The organism is Brevibacterium sp. 50QC2O2 (assembly GCF_024580675.1).
GTDB classification, from domain to species: Bacteria; Actinomycetota; Actinomycetes; order Actinomycetales; family Brevibacteriaceae; genus Brevibacterium; species Brevibacterium moorei.
This window is the reverse complement of record NZ_JANIJZ010000005.1, coordinates 17,354-35,766: the sequence shown is the minus strand read 5'-3', so window position 1 is coordinate 35,766 and position 18,413 is coordinate 17,354. Positions and strand designations below refer to the sequence as shown.

Annotated in this window: 13 protein-coding genes; 8 read left to right on the top strand and 5 right to left on the bottom strand. The window is 69.2% G+C overall.

Annotated features, from left to right (window positions below; translation table 11 throughout):
* Nucleotides 1-31: 31 nt before the first annotated feature.
* The gene (locus tag NQ038_RS05635; protein ID WP_257062006.1) at nucleotides 32-895 is read right to left on the bottom strand and encodes an NUDIX domain-containing protein; all 864 of its coding nucleotides are present in this window, start codon (nucleotides 893-895) and stop codon (nucleotides 32-34) included.
* Nucleotides 896-897: 2 nt separating this feature from the next.
* Complete coding sequence (locus NQ038_RS05630) at nucleotides 898-2,454, bottom strand: class I adenylate-forming enzyme family protein (protein WP_257062005.1); 1,557 nt, start codon at nucleotides 2,452-2,454, stop codon at nucleotides 898-900.
* Between the two features lie 100 nt (nucleotides 2,455-2,554).
* Between NQ038_RS05630 and NQ038_RS05625 the strand changes: the two genes are divergently transcribed.
* Complete coding sequence (locus tag NQ038_RS05625; protein WP_257062003.1) at nucleotides 2,555-4,279, top strand: acyl-CoA dehydrogenase family protein; 1,725 nt, start codon at nucleotides 2,555-2,557, stop codon at nucleotides 4,277-4,279.
* Between the two features lie 103 nt (nucleotides 4,280-4,382).
* On the top strand, nucleotides 4,383-5,447 hold the full coding sequence (locus tag NQ038_RS05620) for a 2,3-butanediol dehydrogenase (RefSeq protein WP_257062002.1): 1,065 nt from the start codon (nucleotides 4,383-4,385) through the stop codon (nucleotides 5,445-5,447).
* Nucleotides 5,448-5,533: 86 nt separating this feature from the next.
* Here NQ038_RS05620 and NQ038_RS05615 read toward each other — a convergent pair whose 3' ends face one another.
* From NQ038_RS05615 to NQ038_RS05605, 3 genes are all read right to left on the bottom strand, one after another.
* Complete coding sequence (locus NQ038_RS05615; RefSeq protein ID WP_257062001.1) at nucleotides 5,534-6,886, bottom strand: MFS transporter; 1,353 nt, start codon at nucleotides 6,884-6,886, stop codon at nucleotides 5,534-5,536.
* A 55-nt stretch (nucleotides 6,887-6,941) separates the two neighbouring features.
* Entirely contained in the window at nucleotides 6,942-9,035 is a 2,094-nt protein-coding gene (locus tag NQ038_RS05610; RefSeq protein ID WP_306427776.1) for an alpha/beta fold hydrolase, read from the bottom strand.
* 111 nt (nucleotides 9,036-9,146) lie between these two features.
* On the bottom strand, nucleotides 9,147-9,842 hold the full coding sequence (locus NQ038_RS05605) for a response regulator transcription factor (RefSeq protein ID WP_257057013.1): 696 nt from the start codon (nucleotides 9,840-9,842) through the stop codon (nucleotides 9,147-9,149).
* Between the two features lie 111 nt (nucleotides 9,843-9,953).
* On the opposite strand from NQ038_RS05605, the gene NQ038_RS05600 reads away from it, so the two are divergent.
* From NQ038_RS05600 to NQ038_RS05575, 6 genes are all read left to right on the top strand, one after another.
* Nucleotides 9,954-11,834 carry a sensor histidine kinase gene (locus NQ038_RS05600; protein ID WP_257057014.1) on the top strand — a complete coding sequence of 627 codons (1,881 nt, stop codon included), beginning with the start codon at nucleotides 9,954-9,956 and terminating at the stop codon, nucleotides 11,832-11,834.
* 206 nt (nucleotides 11,835-12,040) lie between these two features.
* Nucleotides 12,041-13,495, top strand: a complete 1,455-nt coding sequence (locus NQ038_RS05595) for a YfcC family protein (protein ID WP_257062000.1) — start codon at nucleotides 12,041-12,043, stop codon at nucleotides 13,493-13,495.
* Nucleotides 13,496-13,702: 207 nt separating this feature from the next.
* Nucleotides 13,703-15,226, top strand: coding sequence for a GntP family permease (locus NQ038_RS05590; protein ID WP_257061999.1), 1,524 nt, complete (start codon nucleotides 13,703-13,705; stop codon nucleotides 15,224-15,226).
* A gap of 2 nt (nucleotides 15,227-15,228) precedes the next feature.
* Nucleotides 15,229-16,545, top strand: coding sequence for a four-carbon acid sugar kinase family protein (locus NQ038_RS05585; protein WP_257061998.1), 1,317 nt, complete (start codon nucleotides 15,229-15,231; stop codon nucleotides 16,543-16,545).
* Between the two features lie 11 nt (nucleotides 16,546-16,556).
* The gene (pdxA, locus tag NQ038_RS05580) at nucleotides 16,557-17,600 is read left to right on the top strand and encodes a 4-hydroxythreonine-4-phosphate dehydrogenase PdxA (protein WP_257061997.1); all 1,044 of its coding nucleotides are present in this window, start codon (nucleotides 16,557-16,559) and stop codon (nucleotides 17,598-17,600) included.
* Nucleotides 17,597-18,406, top strand: a complete 810-nt coding sequence (locus tag NQ038_RS05575) for a DeoR/GlpR family DNA-binding transcription regulator (protein WP_257057021.1) — start codon at nucleotides 17,597-17,599, stop codon at nucleotides 18,404-18,406. Before pdxA ends, NQ038_RS05575 begins: the two co-directional genes overlap by 4 nt.
* Nucleotides 18,407-18,413: the final 7 nt, after the last annotated feature.

Here is an 18,413-nt window from a genome sequence, read left to right as displayed (position 1 = left end):
TACCGTAATCAGCCACGATAAGTATTATGATTTATTCGCTCTGAATCGCCGGCGAAACCTCATCCCAGACCCGGTCCAACTCGGTCCCGAACTCCAGGCGCGGATTGTCCGCGTCCCCACCCAGATGGGGTTGGACCTCGGGCCGGCGGCGTTGCCATCCGGCTTGCACAGCGGCAGCGGCCGAATCGAACTCGAACAGCTCGGCGCACATCAGGATCTGCGGCGGCAGCATCGCGTGGGCCTTCCCTGCCCCGCGCAGGGCATCGGCCACCGTGACCCAGCCGCCGGAGACCGATTCGCCACTGGCGTTGCGCGGCGCCTGGCCGGCAGGGGCTTCGGCAATGAGGAAATGAGCACGGAACCGTTTGGGTTCGAACACCGGGGTGGTCCAGATCCGCCAGGGGGCCAGCAGATCCGAGCGCAACACCAGGCCACGATCCAGCAGGAACTCGCCCATCGAGGTCCGACGCGTCTCAAGCGCACGGCGATCGGACTCCCAAGCCGGATCGGACAGCTCCTGCAGGTTCGCACAACCCGCACCGCCGGCCAACAGCACGCCGGCCTCCTCGAACAGCTCCCGTGCGGCCGCACAGACGATGGCCGCGGCCTCGTCCGCCGTGCAGCCCAGCCACTGCGCCCACGCGGGTGGGAGCGCTCCGAGCGCCAGAGCATCCGAGGCGTCGACACCCCCGCCGGGGAAGACCAACATATCGGGGGCGAAGGCCATGCCGGCCGGGCGCCGCTGCAGGAAGACCTCGAGGGAACCGGGCACCCCCGGCCGCCCGCCGCGCACCAGCACAGTGGTCGCGGCGGCCCGCGGCTCCACAGGTTCAACACCCGTGCGCTCCCGGATGTGCGCCGCGAACCCCACGGGCAGCGCGTGTGGATCGATCATGTCTACCCCACCTGGTCCCGCAGGCGGTGCTTGAGCAGTTTGCCGGAGGGATTGCGTGGCAGGTCCTCCATCGTCTCAACGAAGCGGGGGATCTTGTAACGGGCGATTCGATCGGCCAGGAAGTCGCGCAGCTCCTCCACGCTCAGCTCCTGCCCGTCGGTGGTCGTCACCACGGCCACGACCTGCTGGCCCCAGTCCGGGTCGGACTTCGCCACGACCGCCACATCGGCCACCCTGGGGTGTTCGGAGACCGCCTCCTCGACCTCCAGCGAGTACACGTTCTCCCCGCCGACGATGATGATGTCCTTGAGTCGGTCGACCACATAGTAGTAGCCGTCCTCATCCATCCGCGCGATGTCCCCGGTCTTGTACCAGGGGCCCTCGAACGCCGCAGCGGTCGCCTCGGGGTTCTTGAGGTATTCGAGCATCGCGGTGTCCGTATGGATCCAGATCTCCCCGGTCTCCCCCGGTCCGGCAGGGGTCCCGTCGGCGCGCATCAGCTTCATGTGCCCGCCGTACATCGCCGTCTTGCCGACGGAGCCGGCCTTGACGATCTGCTCCTCGGGCCACAGCAGGCTGCCGGCCGGGCCCAGTTCACTCATCCCGTAGAGCTGCCGGTGTTCGCCCGGCTGGTAGTGCTCCAGGATGATCCGCGTGGTGGGCGCATCGATGGGCGATCCGCCGAACATCCAGTGCCGCATCGTGGAGAAGTCCAGGTCGGCGAAGTCGAGGCCGGCTGCCGGCAGGGCGCGCACGGGCGCCAGGAAGGCGATGTTCGGCCCGAAGAAGGCGGTGATCCGCTGCTGCCCGATCAGTTGGAAGGTCTCGACGGGGTTGAACTCGCGCTGCAGGAAGACGCTGCCGCCCATGAACATGACCGGGGTGATGCACACGTTCAACGGCGCCGAGTGCCACACCGGCATGGCCACCAGCATCCGCTCATCGCGGTCGTAGCCCTGGTTCGTCGACATCAGGAGCATCAGCGTGGACAGCCGCGCATGACTGTGCACGCACCCCTTGGGCGCACTGGTGGTCCCCGAGGTGTAGAGGATGAGCGCCGGCGCCTGATCGTCGGTGTGAGTCTCCCGGGCCCGAGGTGTGGCGGCGATGAGCGCGGTCAGTCCCGTTTCCGGGTCCTCGGCTCCGTTGTGCCCGCCGCCGGCGTGCGCCGTGGTGATCCACTCGATCCCGCCTGCCCCGGCCCGTGCCGTGTCCGCCAGGTCGGGGCTGACCACGCCCAGGCGCGCCTCGGAGTGGTCGATGATATAGGCGACCTCGCGGGCCGGCATCTTGTGGTTGACCGGCACGAACACGGCGCCCAGCTGCCAGACGGCGTAGGCGGTGAGGACGAATTCCGGTTCGTTGAAGGTCATGGCCGCGACCACGTCCCCCGGCCCGATCCCGCGCGCGGCCAGCAGCCCGGCTGTGCGCTCGACATCGGCGACCAGCTGTTCATAGGTCCAGGTTCGGGCGGCCGGGGCCTGGGCCCCGACCTCGGCCAGGGCGATGCGGTCAGGGGTGCGGGCCAGGTCCGCGTGCAGCATGGCGGTAAGCTTCATCGCTCATCCTCCGATGGTTTCGAGTGCCGTGTTTCACACATTCAATCACCCGCGATACCGTTTAAACAATCGTTCGACAAACTTCTGAGGGGAACCAGCAGTGGCGTCCACGCACACCGTCATCAACCAGTCCGCTCCGCGCACCGAGATCGACGAATACGACCTCAACCCGGCCCTGCGCGAGGTCGTCGCAGCCTTCGCACCGGATGCCGACCAGGAGCTGCTCCACGAGCTGGGCCGCACGGTCGGCACGGCCGAATTCCAACACAATGCGGACCTGGTCAACACCCACACCCCGGTCTTCACCGCCCACGACCGCTGGGGCAACCGGGTGGACCAGGTCGAATTCCACCCCGCCTACCACGCGATCATGGCCGCCGACCTGGGCGCCGGCGGTCACTCGCACGCCTGGGCCCACCCAGGGACAGGGGCCAATGTGGAACGCGCCGCGCGCTTCCACCTGTTCGCCCAGGTGGAGCCGGGCCACACCTGCCCCGTGTCGATGACCCATGCCGCCGCGGCCTCGCTCGCCGGCACCCCGCACGCCGAATTCTGGCTGCCCCGCCTGTATTCGACCGACTACGATCCGCGCCTGGCCGACGCGACCGAGAAGACAGCGGTGACCTTCGGCATGGCGATGACGGAGAAGCAGGGCGGCTCGGACGTGCGCGCCAATACGACGTGCGCGGTCCCGGTGAACGCGGCGGCCGATGACGGCACGGGCTTCGGTGCGGTGAGCGCCGGGCACTACCTGCTGACCGGACACAAGTGGTTCTGCTCGGCCCCGCAGTCCGATGCCTTCCTGATGCTCGCGCAGACCGAGGAGGGCATCAGTTGCTTCTTGGTCCCGCGCTTCCTGCCGCGGCGGGCCGACGGCACCCCCGGCGGGCGCAACACCTTCAACATCCAGAAGCTCAAGGACAAACTGGGCAACAAGTCCAATGCCTCCTCGGAGATCGAGCTCGACTCCACCCACGGCTGGCTGGTCGGTGAACCCGGCCGCGGTGTGCGCACCATCATCGAGATGGTCTCGCGCACCCGGCTGGACTGCATCATCGGCTCCGTCTCCGGGATGCGCCAGGGCGTGGCCGAGGCCGCCTGGCACGCCCGCCACCGCGCCGCCTTCGGTGCACAGTTGGTCGACCAGCCGCTGATGCGCGCGGTCCTGGCGGACCTGCAGCTGGAGTACGAGGCGGCCGTATGGACCCTGGGGGAAGTCGCAGCGGCCTACGATTCCGCGGACCCCGAGGCCGCCGAGTTCCGCCGCCTGGCCGTGGCCGTGGCCAAGTACTGGATCTGCAAGCGCGGCCCCGAACACGCCTATGAATCGCTCGAGTGCCTGGGCGGTAACGGCTATACGGAGGTCTGGCCGTTGGCGCGGCGCTACCGCGAACAGCCCGTGCTGGCAGTCTGGGAGGGCTCCGGGAACGTCATAGCGCTCGACGTGCTGCGGGCCCTGACCCGCGATCCGGCCTCGGCCAAGGCATTCCTGGCCGTGCTCGAGGCCGCCCGCGGGCGCGCAGGGGAAACGGGCAGGGTCTACGACGCCGGGTTCGAACAGCTGGCCGGCGATATCACGGACGCGGTGGCGACTATGGCATCGGGCGAGGCCCAGGCGATCGCGGCCTGGCAGGCACGCGGGCGCACCCTGGTCGAGCACATGGCACTGCTGCTACAGGCCGCGGTGCTGCTGACCCGGGCGCCGGCCGGGATCGGCGAGGCCTTCGTCGCAGCCCGCCTGAGTGCTGAGCGCGGGCGCGAATACGGGGCGTTCCCGGCAGCGGTGGAGCCGGAGTGGATCGACTTGTTGGTGGAGCGGGCATAGTACCCGTGTGAAATTCCGGACAAACGTTCAATAAGCCTACTCAGGGTGCCCTAAAACATGCGAGGCTGTTAATACAAGAACCCGAGCATGAAGGAGCACGCCCATGAAGGCAGTCCGCTATTACGGCAAAGAAGACCTGCGCGTCGAAGACATCCCGGAGATGGAGATGCGCGCCGATGCCATCAAGATCGCCCCGAAGTTCGTCGGCCTGTGCGGTTCCGATCTGCACCTGTACTACGACGGCGGCGAGGGCAACGGTGGGAACTCCGCCACGACTCCGCACCCTCTGTCCGGTGAGACCCTGCCCGTGACCTTCGGCCACGAGTTCTCCGGCGTCGTCGAGGAGATCGGCGCCGACGTCACGACCGACATCAAGGTGGGCGATTCCGTTGTCGTCGAACCGCTCATGGTGTGCGGCGAATGCCCCGCTTGCAAGGCCGGGGACTACAACATCTGCGAGAAGATGGGCTTCATCGGCATCAACGGCCGCGGCGGCGGCATGAGCGAACACCTGGTCGTCGAGCCCCGCTGGGTCCACCCGGTGGGCGATCTACCCCTGGACCAGGCCGCACTCATCGAGCCGCTGTCGGTGGCCTACCACGCGGTGCGCAACACCGGCGCCCAGGCCGGACAGACCGCCGTGGTCGGCGGCGCGGGCCCGATCGGCCTGCTGGTCGCCACGGTGCTCAAGGCCGAGGGCCTCAAGGTCATCGTCTCCGAGCTCTCCGAGGCCCGCAAGCAGAAGGCGCTGGACGCCGGCGTCGACGTCGTCGTCGACCCGTCCAAGGAAGACCTGGCGACCCGCGTGCGCGAGGAGACGAACGGCGTGGGCGCCGATGTCGCCTTCGACGCCGCCGGTGTGGGCGTCGTCGTCCACCAGCTGCTCGCCTCGCTCAAGGCCAAGGGCCTGCTGGAGATCGTCGCGATCCACGTCCGCCCGCTGGAGATCGACGTGACCGGCGAGCTGACCTTCTCCGAGAAGTCGGTCCAGGCATCCCTGGGCTACGCCAACGACCACGCCAAGGTCATCGAACTGGTCAGGACCAAGGGCATCGACCTCTCGCAGTTCATCACCGGCAAGATCGCCCCGGAGGACATCGTGGACAAGGGCTTCAAGCAGCTCCACGACGATGCCGAACACCAGGTGAAGATCCTCGTCCAGATGTGACCCTGTAGGACATTTAAGCGATCCCTCCAGATTCCACCGGAGTTCCGGTGAAATCTGGAGGGATCGCTTCATTCTTGCGCAGGGCCCTACTTCACGATGTGCAGATCGATGCCCTTGCGCTCGGGCAGGCGCCACACCGCCCACAGGGCCAGCAGCTCGGCGAACACGATCCACGCATTCGACGCCCAGGGCGCCCCGATGTACACGGCGAACTGGTTGACGTACGGGGTGGTGCCGCCGAACACCGCTGTCGCCAGCGAATACGCGAAGCCGATATAGGCGGTGCGCGCGGCCGTCGGGAAGGTCTCGGCCATCACCGAGGTCAGCAGGCCGGCGCCCGCTGCCAGGAAGAACAGTGCGATCGAGGTCGTCACGAACAGCGTCCACGGGCGCTGGTCGATCAGCGCCATGAGCGGGTACTGGGTCACGGCCACGCCTATCGCGAAGATGTAGAGCACCGGCTTGCGCCCCCACCTATCCGAGGCCCAGCCCCAGAACAGCAGGGAGAGGATGCCGACGGCCAGGGCCGCGGTGAGCGCCCAGTAGGCGCCGTTGGCCTCCATCTTCCGCTGGGTCACGGCAAAGGTCGACACGTACGAGGTCCACGTGTAGTTGCTGGCCGCGACCCCGGAGACCAGGAAGAAGATCGCGACGATCGACACCGCCTTGGGCAGCGGCCGCAGAGCCGCGGCCGGGAAGTGCGAGGCGTCGAGCCCGTTGATCTTGCCGGTGACCCGGCTGTTCTCCACCAGGTCCTTGGACTCGATCATGCCGGCGCGCAGGTACAGCGCGACCAGGGCCAGCACCGCACCCAACAGGAACGGGATGCGCCAGCCCCAGGCTGCGACCTCGGGCTTGGAGAGCACACCGGTGATGGCCCCGCCGAGCACGAAGGCGATGAAGGACCCGCCGAAGATCGTCATGAACACGGTCGAACCCCACAGGCCGCGCCGGCCGGCCGGGGCGATCTCGGCGATATAGGAGTTCGCCGCCGCCGACTCCCCGCCGTGGGCGAAGCCCTGGACCACGCGCGCCAGCAGCAACAGGCCGGACGCCGCGATGCCGATCGTGCCATAGGTCGGGACCAGGCCGATGAGCACGGAGCCGCCTGCCATCATGAGCATGGTCGTCACCAGCACGAACTTGCGTCCCCGGCGGTCGGCGATCCGGCCGAACACGATCCCGCCCAGGGGGCGGAACAGGAAGCCGATCGCGAACACCCCGAAGGTCGACAGCAGGGCCGACACCTGGTTCTGCGTGTGGAACAGGGCGGCTGCGATCTGCGGGGCGAACACCGCGTAGACGCCCCATTCGTACCATTCGAGCAGCTGGCCGATGGTGCTGGCGACGAAGGATTTGCGCTGCTTGCGCCTGTCCAACGGCACCACTGCCACGGGCGCCTGGGATTCCGCGGTGCTCGCGGCGGTAGTCGAAGTCATAGCCCATAGACTCACACGCCACGCCCGGGCGCGTGGGGCGGTTCGACACACCGTGTCATAAATCCGCGGCCCATTCGTCGATCGCCACCGCACCCGCCAAGTGGGCCTCGCGCGGGATCAGATGGCCCACCCCCGGCAGCACCCGCAGGACGGCACCGGGGATCCGGTCCACCAGTTCCAGCTGCCTGCCCACCGGGGCCAGCGCATCGTGCTCCCCGCCGAGGACCAGCACGGGACGGGCGAAGTCCGCACCGGAGTCCCCCACGCAGTGGCGCACCGAGGTGTGGAAGGTCTCCAGCAGTGCCGCGCCGCTGTTGAACGAGTGGGAGTCGCGCATATGTTCCAGCACGATGCCCCCGCGCCGGCGCAGGCCGGTGCCGCTGGCCATCACGATCCCGCTCAACCCCGCCAGGGCGCGCCCGGCCAGCAGCACATCGCCGAACGGACCCAGCCGCGCGGCCAGACCATAATAGGCGCGCAGCCCGGTGATCGCCAGCCGGCATGGATTGTCCCTGGGCGCGGTGACGATCGGATTGACCAGCACGGCACCGCGGTGTGCGGCGCCCTGGGCGATGGCCTCGGCGACGATGACCGAACCCAGCGAGTGCCCCAGCAGCAGCGCGGGCGCGGGCTCCCGGTCCAGCAGCCCGCGCAGCCACCTGCCAAGGTCCTCGATCCCGTGGCCCGCCGGCAGCGGATCGGACTCCCCGCAGCCGGGCAGGTCGGGTGCCAGCACCCGGAAACCACGGGCCGCCAGGTCCTGGGCCAGCGGTTCGAGGGCGCGGTGGGAGCTGCGGAACCCGTGGATGGCCCAGACCACCGGCGCCTCGGGGTCCCCGTAGGAGAACACTGCGGTCCCGCGACCGGCCGGGGTGGGACTCGTGGCCAGCCACACCGCGAGAACCAGCAGGCACACGGCCGCCACGGTGGTGCTGAGGCCTCCCAGGCCGCCCAGCAGGGCGATGACGACTCCGCCGATGGCCGCCACTGCCGAGGCCGCCACGCGCAGCGCGGGCCGGCAGGTCAGGGGCCGCAGGGGCAGGCGCGGCTCCCAGCGTTCGAGTCGGGAGAGCCAAACGGCCGCCGGGATCACGGCGCCGGCGACCAGGGCCAGCCACAGCGGACGGCTCAGCCACCAGGCCGGGCTGTGCAGGGCGGGCAGGGGCGCGCCGGCGGCCCACAGGGCCGCCACCAGGGCCAGGGCGATGGGCATATGCCACAGGTAGACGGTCATCGCCAGGCCACCGGCCCGTTTGATCGGCCCGGCCAGGGCGGGCCCGGTCACCAGGCGTTCCAGCCGGGGGCGGACCAGCCGCAGCAGGCACAGCTCGGCGAGCGCGCCCAGGGCGAACAGCGCGGTGGGCGGGTTGAGCGAGGCGATGAGATCGGGCGACCAGCCGCAGGCCAGCAGCACGAGGATCCCACTCACGGCGGCCAGCAGGCCGGCCCACAGGCCAGAGCGATTCCGGCCGCGCGTATCGGCCAGAACAAAGCCCAATTGCTGGCAGAACAGCCAGACGAAAGCGAGGTTGAGATAGGCCAGTCCCGTGCTCCAGGGCCCGGCCAGTGAGAACTGCCGGACCAGGTCGACGGCCAGCACCGCACCCAGGCCGACCGCCGGCACGCGCGCCCCGAACCGCTCGTGCGCTGCGGCCAGAACGGGCACCAGGGCGGTGGCGCCCAGGTAGACGGCCAGGAACCACAGGGGCTGCGCGGACCGGTAGGCGGCCTCGGCGGCCAGGTCGGCGGGCAGTCCGGCGACTCGGGCGCAGGCCAGCACGGTGCCGACGACGGCGATCATCACTCCGGCCGGCACCGCCAGGCGCTTGATCCGCAGCTCCACGAAACCGACCGCCGTCACGCCGCGGGCGCGCAGACGCCGCCACTGGCTGATGGCCGCGAAGCCGCCGGCGATGAAGAACAGGGGCATCACCTGGGCCAGCCAGGTGATGGGGATGAACCAGGCGTGACCGGCCAGGGCCATGCCGGTGGCCAGGGAGCCATCGGGGTCGCGCCAGGCGCCGACCAACAGTGCGTGCAGGGCCACGACCACCAGCAGGCAGCCGGCGCGGACCGCGTCGATCACGGGATCGCGGCGGGATCTGGGTCGGGGCGCGGCCACCGGGCGCGGCGGCAGGAGCGAAGTCATCGGTCATTCCTCACAGTTCGTTTGCTTGACTGCAAGGAATGTATGAAGCCGCTCGGGATGTCCGCGTCACCCTGCGGAGCGAAAGAGCCGGGCTACTTCCGGGTGAGGGACTCAGCGCCCGGCGTTCACCAGGCCCGACTCATAGGCGGCGACCACGATCTGGGCGCGGTCGCGCAGACCCAGTTTGCGCAGGATCCGCGAGACGTGCGTTTTGACGGTCTGTTCGCCCAGGAACAGTTCGGCGGCGGCCTCGGCATTGGATTTGCCCGCTGCCACCAGGCGCATCACGTCGAGTTCGCGTTCGGTCAGTTCTGCCAGCAGGGTCTTCCCCGGGCCCCGCGGTTCCGGACGGGCGGCGTAGTCGGCGATGAGCTTCGAGGTGATGGCCGGCGCCAGCAGGGCCTCGCCGGCGGCCACCACGTGGACCGCGGTGATGAGCTCCTCGGGGGTGGAGTCCTTGAGTAGGAAGCCGCTGGCGCCGGCGCGCAGGGCCGCGAAGACGTATTCATCGGCGTCGAAGGTGGTCAGGATGATGACCCTGGGCTGTTTGAGCCCCGGCATCGCCATGACCTGCCGGGTCGCGTCCAGGCCGTTGAGGCGGGGCATCCGGATGTCCATCAGCACGACGTCGGGTTGGCTGCGGCGCACCAGCTCGGTCACCTCGGCGCCGTCTGCGGCCGTGCCGACCACCGTGATGTCCGGCTGCGAACCCAGCAGGGCGGCGAAGCCCTCGCGCACCATCGCCTGGTCGTCGACGACGATCACGCGGATCGGGGAATCTTCGGGGTGGGGAGTCTGTGCTGTCATGCCCACGATCCTAGACGCACCCGGCCCCCGGCCCCTCCCCCTGCGGTAGGGTCCGCGCCTCACCCTCCCGGGTGACGCACGGGTGCCGCACGTGGCCCTATCGTCGAGGTCATGGACACGCCACACACGTCACTGCGCAGCTACTTCGATCCGGTCCGGGTGGGCCGCGATCTGGGGTTCGTGCTGCCCGGCTTCTTCCTGTCCCTGCCCGCCTTCATCATCCTGGTGCCGCTGACCGCGCTGTCCGCCGGCACCATCGTGATCTGGATCGGCGCTCTGCTGTTCGCCGTGGCGCTGTCCGTCGCCTCGGCCTTCGCACAGGTGTCGCGGGCCCGGCTGCACTGGTGGACAGGCACGCCCGGCGCACCCGTGCGCTACCGCGCCGCAGCCCCCGGCCGAGCCCGCTGGATCACCGGGCGACTGGCCGACGGACGCCGCTGGCTCGATCTGCTGTTCGAAACGCTCATCGCCTTCCCACTGCACATCTTCACCTTCGTCGTGGCAGTCTCCTGGCTCGGCGGGGCGGCCGGCGGGCTGAGCTATTTCATCTGGGGCTTCTTCCTGCCACACGAGGATTCGACCCTGCCGGGCTATCTGCTGCAGGCCGCATCCCAGGGCACGGTGCCGGTGTCCGTGGCCCATTCGCACGCGATCGACGTGGTGTTCAGCGAGGTGGCGGGCCTGGTCCTGCTGCTCACCCTGCCGATCGTGTTGCGCGGCCTGGCGAACCTGGACGCCCTGGTGATGCGCATGGGCCTGGAGGGCGTGGTCGCGGGGCCGGCAGTCCCGACGAAGCCGGCGGAGCAGGCGAGTGCTGTTCTCCCTGCGAACACCGCCTTCACCCTGCCCGGCCCCGAGGCCTGGACCTGGATCTTCGCGGGGCTGGGGGCCGTGGCCTGCCTGGCGATCGGCTGGCCGCTGTACGCGGTGATCGACGGGCTCGACCCCGTCTACGCCATGCTGGTGGCCGCCGGACAGGCCGTGGCCCTGTTGTGCTGCGCCCGCCTGCCCGCCCTGGTTCCCGTGCTGAGCACGGTGACGGCCCTGGCCCTGGCCTGGCTGAGCGCTGACCAGCAGGGCGCGCCGTGGCCCTGGCCGGTCTTCGCCCTCATCGTCCAGTCCCTGCTGCTGGTGCTGGTGGGTCTGCGCGGTCGCTGGTGGCGCGCCACGCTGACCTGGGCCGTGCCCCTGCTGGGCACTGCCGTGCTCGTCCGGACCCTCGACTGGACCACGGGCGCCCAGATCAACCTCATCGTCGCGGTCTCGGTCACGGCGGCGGCCAATGCGATCGGCCTGGCCGTGCGCACCTGGCTGAACGGGCGGGAGAAACTGCGCGCCGAACGCGAGGCCGCGGCCCGCACCAGCGCCGAACGCGAGGAGCTGGCCGAACGCAATCGCATCGCCCGCGAGCTCCACGACGTGGTGGCCCACAGCATGTCGGTCATCGGGGTGCAGGCCACCACCGCGCCCTACCGGCTGCCGGGGCTCGAGGAGCCGGTCCGCCGCGAGTTCGCCTCGATCGCGGAATCCGCCAGGACCGCGCTGACCGAGATGCGCGGGCTGCTGACCATCCTGCGGGCGGGAGAGGCCCCCACCGCACCCCAGCCCACCCTGGGCGATGTGCCGGAACTGGTCGAGGCGACGCGGCGCTCCGGAGTGGACATCACACTGCACGGGCCGGGCGGCGAGGCCGCGCGGGCGCTGCCGGCCGCGACCTCGCTGACGGCCTACCGGATCGTGCAGGAGGGGCTGAGCAATGCGGTGCGGCACTCTCCGGGCGCGGCCATCACCGTGACCGTCTCCTGCGGCGAGCTCCTGACGATTGATGTGGTCAACGGTCCGGCGGCGCCCCTGGCCGAATCCGTGCCGGCGCCGGGCGCGGGCCTGGGCCTGCGCGGCATCCGGGAGCGGGTGACGGCCCTGGGCGGGCTGATGCACGCCGAGCCGGATGCCGCAGGAGGTTTTGCCCTGCACGCGGAACTGCCGGTGTGAGTGGGGCACGGCCCACTCCGTGGGGAACCGATGGTTTTTCGGTTACTTTGCAGTTGACCGAATAATATGCGGTGGACAGCCGCTGTGACTACATCGGTACCGCCACCGGGTCCGAGTGAGCGGAATGTGACGCAGAACCCAGGCGCCACCGCACTAGACTGGCCCGCGGTCCACATCCCAACCGATCGATCCCACCGAGGTCCCGCATGCCCACAGACACATCCACCCCCGTCACGACCTCGGGCCCGGTGAAGAAACGCAGATTCGCCTTCCCCCACACCTACGCGATCATCTTCGGGATGATCTTCCTGATCGGCCTGGCGACCTACCTCATCCCCTCGGGCTCCTTAGACCGCGCCGAGCAGGACGGGCGCGAGGTCGTGCTGGCCGGCACCTACCACGGCACTGAGAAGACGCCACTGTCCTTCTTCGACTTCTTCACCTCGGTGCCCACCGGCCTGGCCGAGGCCGCGGACATCATCTTCTACATCTTCCTCCTCGGCGGGGCCTTCGGGGTCATCCGTGCCACCGGCGCAATCGACGCCGGCATCAACGCCCTGGTCAAACTGCTGCACGGCCACGGCGCGATCCTGCTGCCGCTGCTCATGGTGGTGTTCTCCGTCCTGGGCTTCACCACCGGCATGGCCGAGGAGACGATCATCTTCGCGCCGATCGGCGTCGGCATCGCGCTGGCCCTGGGTTATGACGCACTGGTGGGCGCCGCCGTCATCTGCCTGGGTGCCGCCGCCGGGTTCACCGGCGGCATGATGAACCCGTTCACGGTGGGCGTGGCCCAGGGCATCGCGCAGCTGCCGCTGTTCTCCGGGATGGGCTTCCGCGCGATCGTCTACGTGTTCATCCTGGCAGCCGGCATCTGGTGGGTCATGCGCTACGCCTCCCGGGTCAAGGCCGACCCGACGAAGTCCCTGCTCTACGGCAAGGTGGGTGCCCCCGAGGTCGGTGCTACGGCCGCGGCCACAGCAGACACCGAGGCCGAGGACGCCGCACCCGGGCTGGACTGGCGCCGTTCCCTGGTGCTCATCATCTTCGTCGCCGGGATCGTGACGAACATGTACGGCATCCTCAAACACGGCTGGTTCCTCAATGAGATGGCCGCGATGTTCGTCCTCATCGCCATCGTCACGGGCCTGATCGGCCGGCTGGGCGTCAACGGGCTGTTCTCGAACATGGTCTCCGGGATGCAGGACGTGGCCTTCGGTGCGCTCATCGTGGGCTTCGCCAGGGCGATCCTGGTGGTGCTGGAGCAGGCGAATGTACTCGACACCGTCATCAACGCGGTCGCCACCTGGATCGGGGACTCCCCCAACTTCCTCGTCGTCATCCTCATGTTCCTGTTCCAGTCGGTGCTCAACCTGGTCATCCCTTCGGGTTCGGGCATGGCAGCGACGACCATGCCGATCATGGTGCCGCTGTCCGATGTGCTGGGCATCGACCGACAGCTGACCGTGCTGGCCTATCAGTACGGAGACGCGATCGCCAACTCGATCATGCCCACCTCGGCCTCGGTCATGGGCCTGCTGGCCGTATGCCGGATCCCGTACGAGACCTGGTGCAGATTCCTGTGGCCGCTCATCGTGTTCTGGTCCCTCATCGCCATCGTGGCGCTGATCCTCGGGTCCCTGGTGGGCGTCGGTTTCTGAGCGGCGACGGGGTTGCGCACGGTGCGCAACCGCGGGAACCGGGACCACTCCGGGGTGACACATATGCTCACACTGCGCAATTAGTGTGAGACTTAGCGCGCATTCATCGGGTTTATCGCGCATTGACGCGCGCCTCGAGCCTATAGTTCTTCGCAGACTGCGCATTTCGCGCATGTGTAAGAACCCTTGACTTGAAGAGGAGCCTCCATGGACGTGCAGTTGCTGATTGCACTGGTGCTCGGCATCGCCACGATCGTGATCCTTGTCCTGCGCACCCGGCTGGACGCATTCGTCGCCTTGCTGATCGCAGCCATCGTCACCGGCGTGGTGGCCGGACAGCCCGTCGTCGAGCTGATCAAATCGATCACCTCCGGCTTCGGATCCACTCTGGCCAGCACCGGCATCGTGATCGGCCTGGGCGTGGGCATCGGCAAGATCCTCGAGGTCTCCGGCGGTGCGGATGCTCTGGCCCGTGCCTTCCTCAAGGCCTTCGGCAAGGGCCGTGAGCCCTGGGCCATGGGCACCGTGGGCTCCCTGGTGTCGATCCCGGTGTTCTGCGACTCCGGCTTCGTCATCATGAACCCGCTGGCCCGCTCCATCGCCAGGGTCAAGCGCGGCGGCTACGTCACCCTGGCACTGGCGCTGGGCTGTGGCATGACGCTGACCCACCACATGGTCCCACCGACCCCCGGCCCGCTGGCCGTGGCCGGCCTACTGGGCACCGACTTGGGCGCGCTCATCCTGACCGGCCTCATTTTCACCGTCATCATGCTGCCGGTAGTCGTGGCCTATGCGAAGTTCATCGGCCCCAAGCTCGAACCGCGCCTGAACAAGGAGGTCGCACTCGACGTCTACGGCGAGGACTACGCAGATGTCATTGCCTCCGGTACCACTGCCGCAGCTGCGGGCTCGGCCAAGGCCTCGGGCTCAGTGGCCACGCAGACCCGCCAGGGCAGCGGCGATGCCACGGCCGAGGTCGTCACCTACGATCCCGAGCAATTCCTGGGCAAGACGCCGGCCGGCAAGAAGCCCCACAAGACCAATGCATGGCTGGGCGCACTGCCGCTGTTCGTGCCCCTGCTGCTCATCGTCGTCAACACCGTCACCGCCGCGATTGACAAGTCCCAACAGAACGCCCTATCCGGCGACGACTACACGCCCAGCGCCTGGGTCCAGCCCTTCACGTTCCTGGGCGACCCGGTGGTCGCGCTCATCATCGGCATGATCCTGGCCGTCTACGTCCTGCTGCCCCGCTGGACGCCGCGCACCAAGGTCCATGGCTGGCTGTCCGAGGGCGCCGCGAGCGCGGGACTGATCCTGCTCATCACCGGAGCAGGCGGCGGTCTGGGCCAGGTACTGCGCGATTCCGGGGTCGGCGATGCGCTGGCCCAGGCCGTCGCTGCCACCCCACTGCCGGCCTTCCTGGTGCCCTTCATCATCGCCACCGTCGTGCGTGTGGCACAGGGTTCCGGCACCGTCGCGATGATCACCGCGGCCTCCGTCACCGCCCCGCTGGTCGGCACCCTGGGCGTCTCCCCGCTGATCGCCGCGATGGCGTGCGTGTGCGGTTCGATGGTCTTCAGCTACTTCAACGACTCCTATTTCTGGGTCGTCACCCGCTTCACCGGCCTGGACGGGGTCGACGCAATGAAGGGCTGGTCCGGTATCACGACGTGCGTCTGGGCTGCCTCGATCCCGCTGCTCATCGTGGCAAATCTGCTGGTTGGTTGAGCATGGCCGACGTCCTCATCGCCGCAGACGACCTGACCGGGGCCAATGCCGCAGCCGTCGGCCTGCGCCGGCTGGGAGCCGTGACCCTGCACGCCACGGTGGACCCGGAGCAGATCGCCGAGTTCGCCGCCAACTACCGGGTGGTCTCCGTAACCACCGACTCCCGCCACATGCCGGCGATCGCGGCAGCCGCAGCGACCTCGGCCGTAGTGGAGGCCGGTTGGCCCGCCCGCCTGCTGTCTTCGCGCTGCGATTCGACCCTGCGCGGCAATCTGGGCGCCGAGGCCGCCGCCGTCCTGGCGAGCGCGCGTCGGCTGCTCGACGAGCACGGCTCGGACACCCCGGTGGTCGGCCTGTGCATGCCGGCCTTCCCCGGTGCCGACAGGCAGACCATCCACGGCTTGCAGACCATGGGCGGGGTGCCCCTGGAGGACACCGAGCTGGCCCACGACGTCCGCTCCCCCATCACCGATTCCTCCGTGGACACGGCGCTGCGTTCCGGCGCGGCCGAAGTTCTGGGTCATGAACCGCGCATCGTCCACGTCGACGTTGACGATATCGACGCCGGACCCGAGGCCCTGGCCCAGCGCCTGCGCGATCTGCTCACACCGGGTGCCCTACCCGATTTCATCGTCGCCGATGCGCGGACAGACGCGGACCTGCTGGCCGTGGCGCGCGCTGCCGTGGCGGCCGCTCCCGAGGCCCTGTTCGTCGGCGTCGACCCCGGACCGGGCACCCGGGCGCTGGCCCAGGCGCTGGGACTGCTGCGGACCTCGGGCACGGTACTGGCGGTTTCGGGTTCGGCCACCGACCTCACCCGCGCCCAGTTGGCCAGACTGGCCGAGCACCGCTCGACTGCGGTGCGCCGACCCGTCTACCTGCCCGGCAGGCCGGCCCGGGACCCACGGATCGATGTGGCGGCCACTGCAGCGGCCGTGCTCGAGGCATGGCGGGAACGCCCCGAGGTGCTGCTGCTGGCCACCGTGCTCGACGAATCCGATCTGCTCGACATGAACACCCGCGCCTCCGACGCCCTGACCGAGGCCCTGGGCGCGGTGACCGCGCAGGTGTTGGCCGAGGTCCAGGGCGCCCTGGGCCTCTACACCACCGGCGGGGACGTCACCACCGCAGTGCTCGGCGCGATCGACGGCGCCGGAATCGCCGTGGACTTCGAGGTCCTGCCGCTGGCCACTGCCGGGCGGATCGTGGGTGGACCCCACGCCGGCCTGCCGATCGTCACCAAGGGAGGGCTGGTGGGCGACGAGTCCGCCGCGGGCATGTGCATCGACGCCCTCTATTCTTTGAACACACACCGATGAAGGGACACACCGTGACAGCACCCATCCTCGCCCTGACCCCCGGAGATCCGAACGGCATCGGCCCGGAGATCACCGCCCAGGTCCTCAGCGAATACGCCGAGGACGACTCGCAGCACGGCATCGCCGTCGCCGATGCCACCGCGATGCGCAGGGCCGTGGCGGCCCTGGGCCTGGACGTCGAGGTCCGCACCGTAGACTCCTGGGACGTGCCCAAGGCCGGCGCGGGCGTCATCGACGTCTTCGACATCGGTGTGCTCGGCGATGATCTGCCCGAATGGGGCACCGTGGACGCGCGCGCCGGCCGGGCAGCAGTGACCGCGATCGAGGTCGCCACCCAGGCCGCGATGGACCAGCGGGTGGCCGGCATCGTGACGGGGCCGATCAACAAGGAGGCCATCTGGGCCGCCGGCTCCGAACACCTGGGGCACACGGAGATGCTGGGCGCCCTGACCGGGGTGACCAAGCAGGACACGATGTTCGTCGTGGAACGGTCATTGAAGCCGGGCCACCATGCGCACATCTTCTTCGCCACCCGCCACATGTCGCTGCGCAATGCCCTGAACAGCATCGATGTGGACAATCAGGCCGATTCGATCCGCCGGGCCCACCGCGCCCTGCAGGTCTACGGGATCGATCAGCCGCGCCTGGCCACCGCCGCGATCAACCCCCACGGCGGGGAGAACGGTCACTTCGGCGATGAGGAGATCGAGATCCTGCGCCCGGCCGTCGAACGGGTGAACGCCGAGGGCCTGCAGGTCGCCGGTCCCATCCCATCGGACTCCGTGTTCCACCAGGCGCTGCAGGGCCGCTACGACGGTGTGCTCTCGCAGTACCACGATCAGGGCCACATCGCGGCGAAGACCTTCGACTTCGACGGCACGATCAGCGTCACGGTGGGCCTGCCGATCCTGCGCACCAGCGTGGACCACGGCACGGCCTTCGACATCGCCGGCCAGGGAATCGCCGATGCCGGCACCATGCGCTCGGCCTACCGGGCCGCGCTGGACTACGCGCCCTTCGCCGATCGGATCCGCGCGGAGTACCTGCCCAGGTGACGTCCGCCCCGCGCACCACCCATCAGGGCACCAGGCTGCGCAGGCAGGACCTGGTGCGCCTGGTGGGTGCCGGCACCACACGCGTGGACCGGCTGGCCCAGGTCCTGCACGTCTCCGAATCCACGATCCGGCGGGATCTGGCCGCCCTGGCCGCATCCGGCGATCTGGCCCGGACCTACGGCGGGGCGATCACCGCCGTGCCCTTCACCGAACGTTCCCTGGCGGAGCGGGTGGCGACGAATACCGAGTCGAAGAACGGAATCGGTCGCGTGGCGGCGGGCCTGATCCATCAGGGGGCGACGGTCTTCGTAGACGCGGGGTCCACCACCCTGGCGCTGATCGATGCGCTGACCGAACAGGCGGATCTGCACGACGGCGCCCCCACGGGAATCACCGTGGTCACCCGTGGGCTGGAGACCGCATTGCTGCTGAGCACCATCCCCCAGGTCACCGTCGAGGTCATCGGCGGGACCCTGACCACCGGGTCCCACGGCACCGTCGGGCCACTGGCGATCGACGGGCTCTCGCGTTTCAGGTTCGATCTGTGCTTCCTGGGCTGCGACGGGGTCGATGCGCAGGCGGGGCTGGGCGAACCCACCCTGGACGAGGCCTATGTCAAGGAGTATGTGGCGCGCAGGTCGGGCCGCTCCGTGGTGCTGGCCGACCGCTCGAAGTTCCGCTCCGAGGGCATCCCCGCCTGGGCCCATCTGCCCGCGGGGTGGACCCTGATAACGGACTGCCCCGATGACGACCCCGCCACCGCTCCCTTCGAAGCGGTGGGGGTGGACGTCATCGGGGCAGGCTGAGCCGCTC

Excerpts from the sequence above, each read along its gene's own strand:
- NQ038_RS05635 (WP_257062006.1), bottom strand. The coding sequence starts at position 895 with ATGATCGATCCACACGCGCTGCCCGTGGGGTTCGCGGCGCACATCCGG.
- NQ038_RS05630 (WP_257062005.1), bottom strand. The coding sequence starts at position 2,454 with ATGAAGCTTACCGCCATGCTGCACGCGGACCTGGCCCGCACCCCTGAC.
- NQ038_RS05620 (WP_257062002.1), top strand. The coding sequence starts at position 4,383 with ATGAAGGCAGTCCGCTATTACGGCAAAGAAGACCTGCGCGTCGAAGAC.
- NQ038_RS05615 (WP_257062001.1), bottom strand. The coding sequence starts at position 6,886 with ATGACTTCGACTACCGCCGCGAGCACCGCGGAATCCCAGGCGCCCGTG.
- NQ038_RS05610 (WP_306427776.1), bottom strand. The coding sequence starts at position 9,035 with ATGACTTCGCTCCTGCCGCCGCGCCCGGTGGCCGCGCCCCGACCCAGA.
- NQ038_RS05605 (WP_257057013.1), bottom strand. The coding sequence starts at position 9,842 with ATGACAGCACAGACTCCCCACCCCGAAGATTCCCCGATCCGCGTGATC.
- NQ038_RS05600 (WP_257057014.1), top strand. The coding sequence starts at position 9,954 with ATGGACACGCCACACACGTCACTGCGCAGCTACTTCGATCCGGTCCGG.
- NQ038_RS05595 (WP_257062000.1), top strand. The coding sequence starts at position 12,041 with ATGCCCACAGACACATCCACCCCCGTCACGACCTCGGGCCCGGTGAAG.
- NQ038_RS05590 (WP_257061999.1), top strand. The coding sequence starts at position 13,703 with ATGGACGTGCAGTTGCTGATTGCACTGGTGCTCGGCATCGCCACGATC.
- NQ038_RS05585 (WP_257061998.1), top strand. The coding sequence starts at position 15,229 with ATGGCCGACGTCCTCATCGCCGCAGACGACCTGACCGGGGCCAATGCC.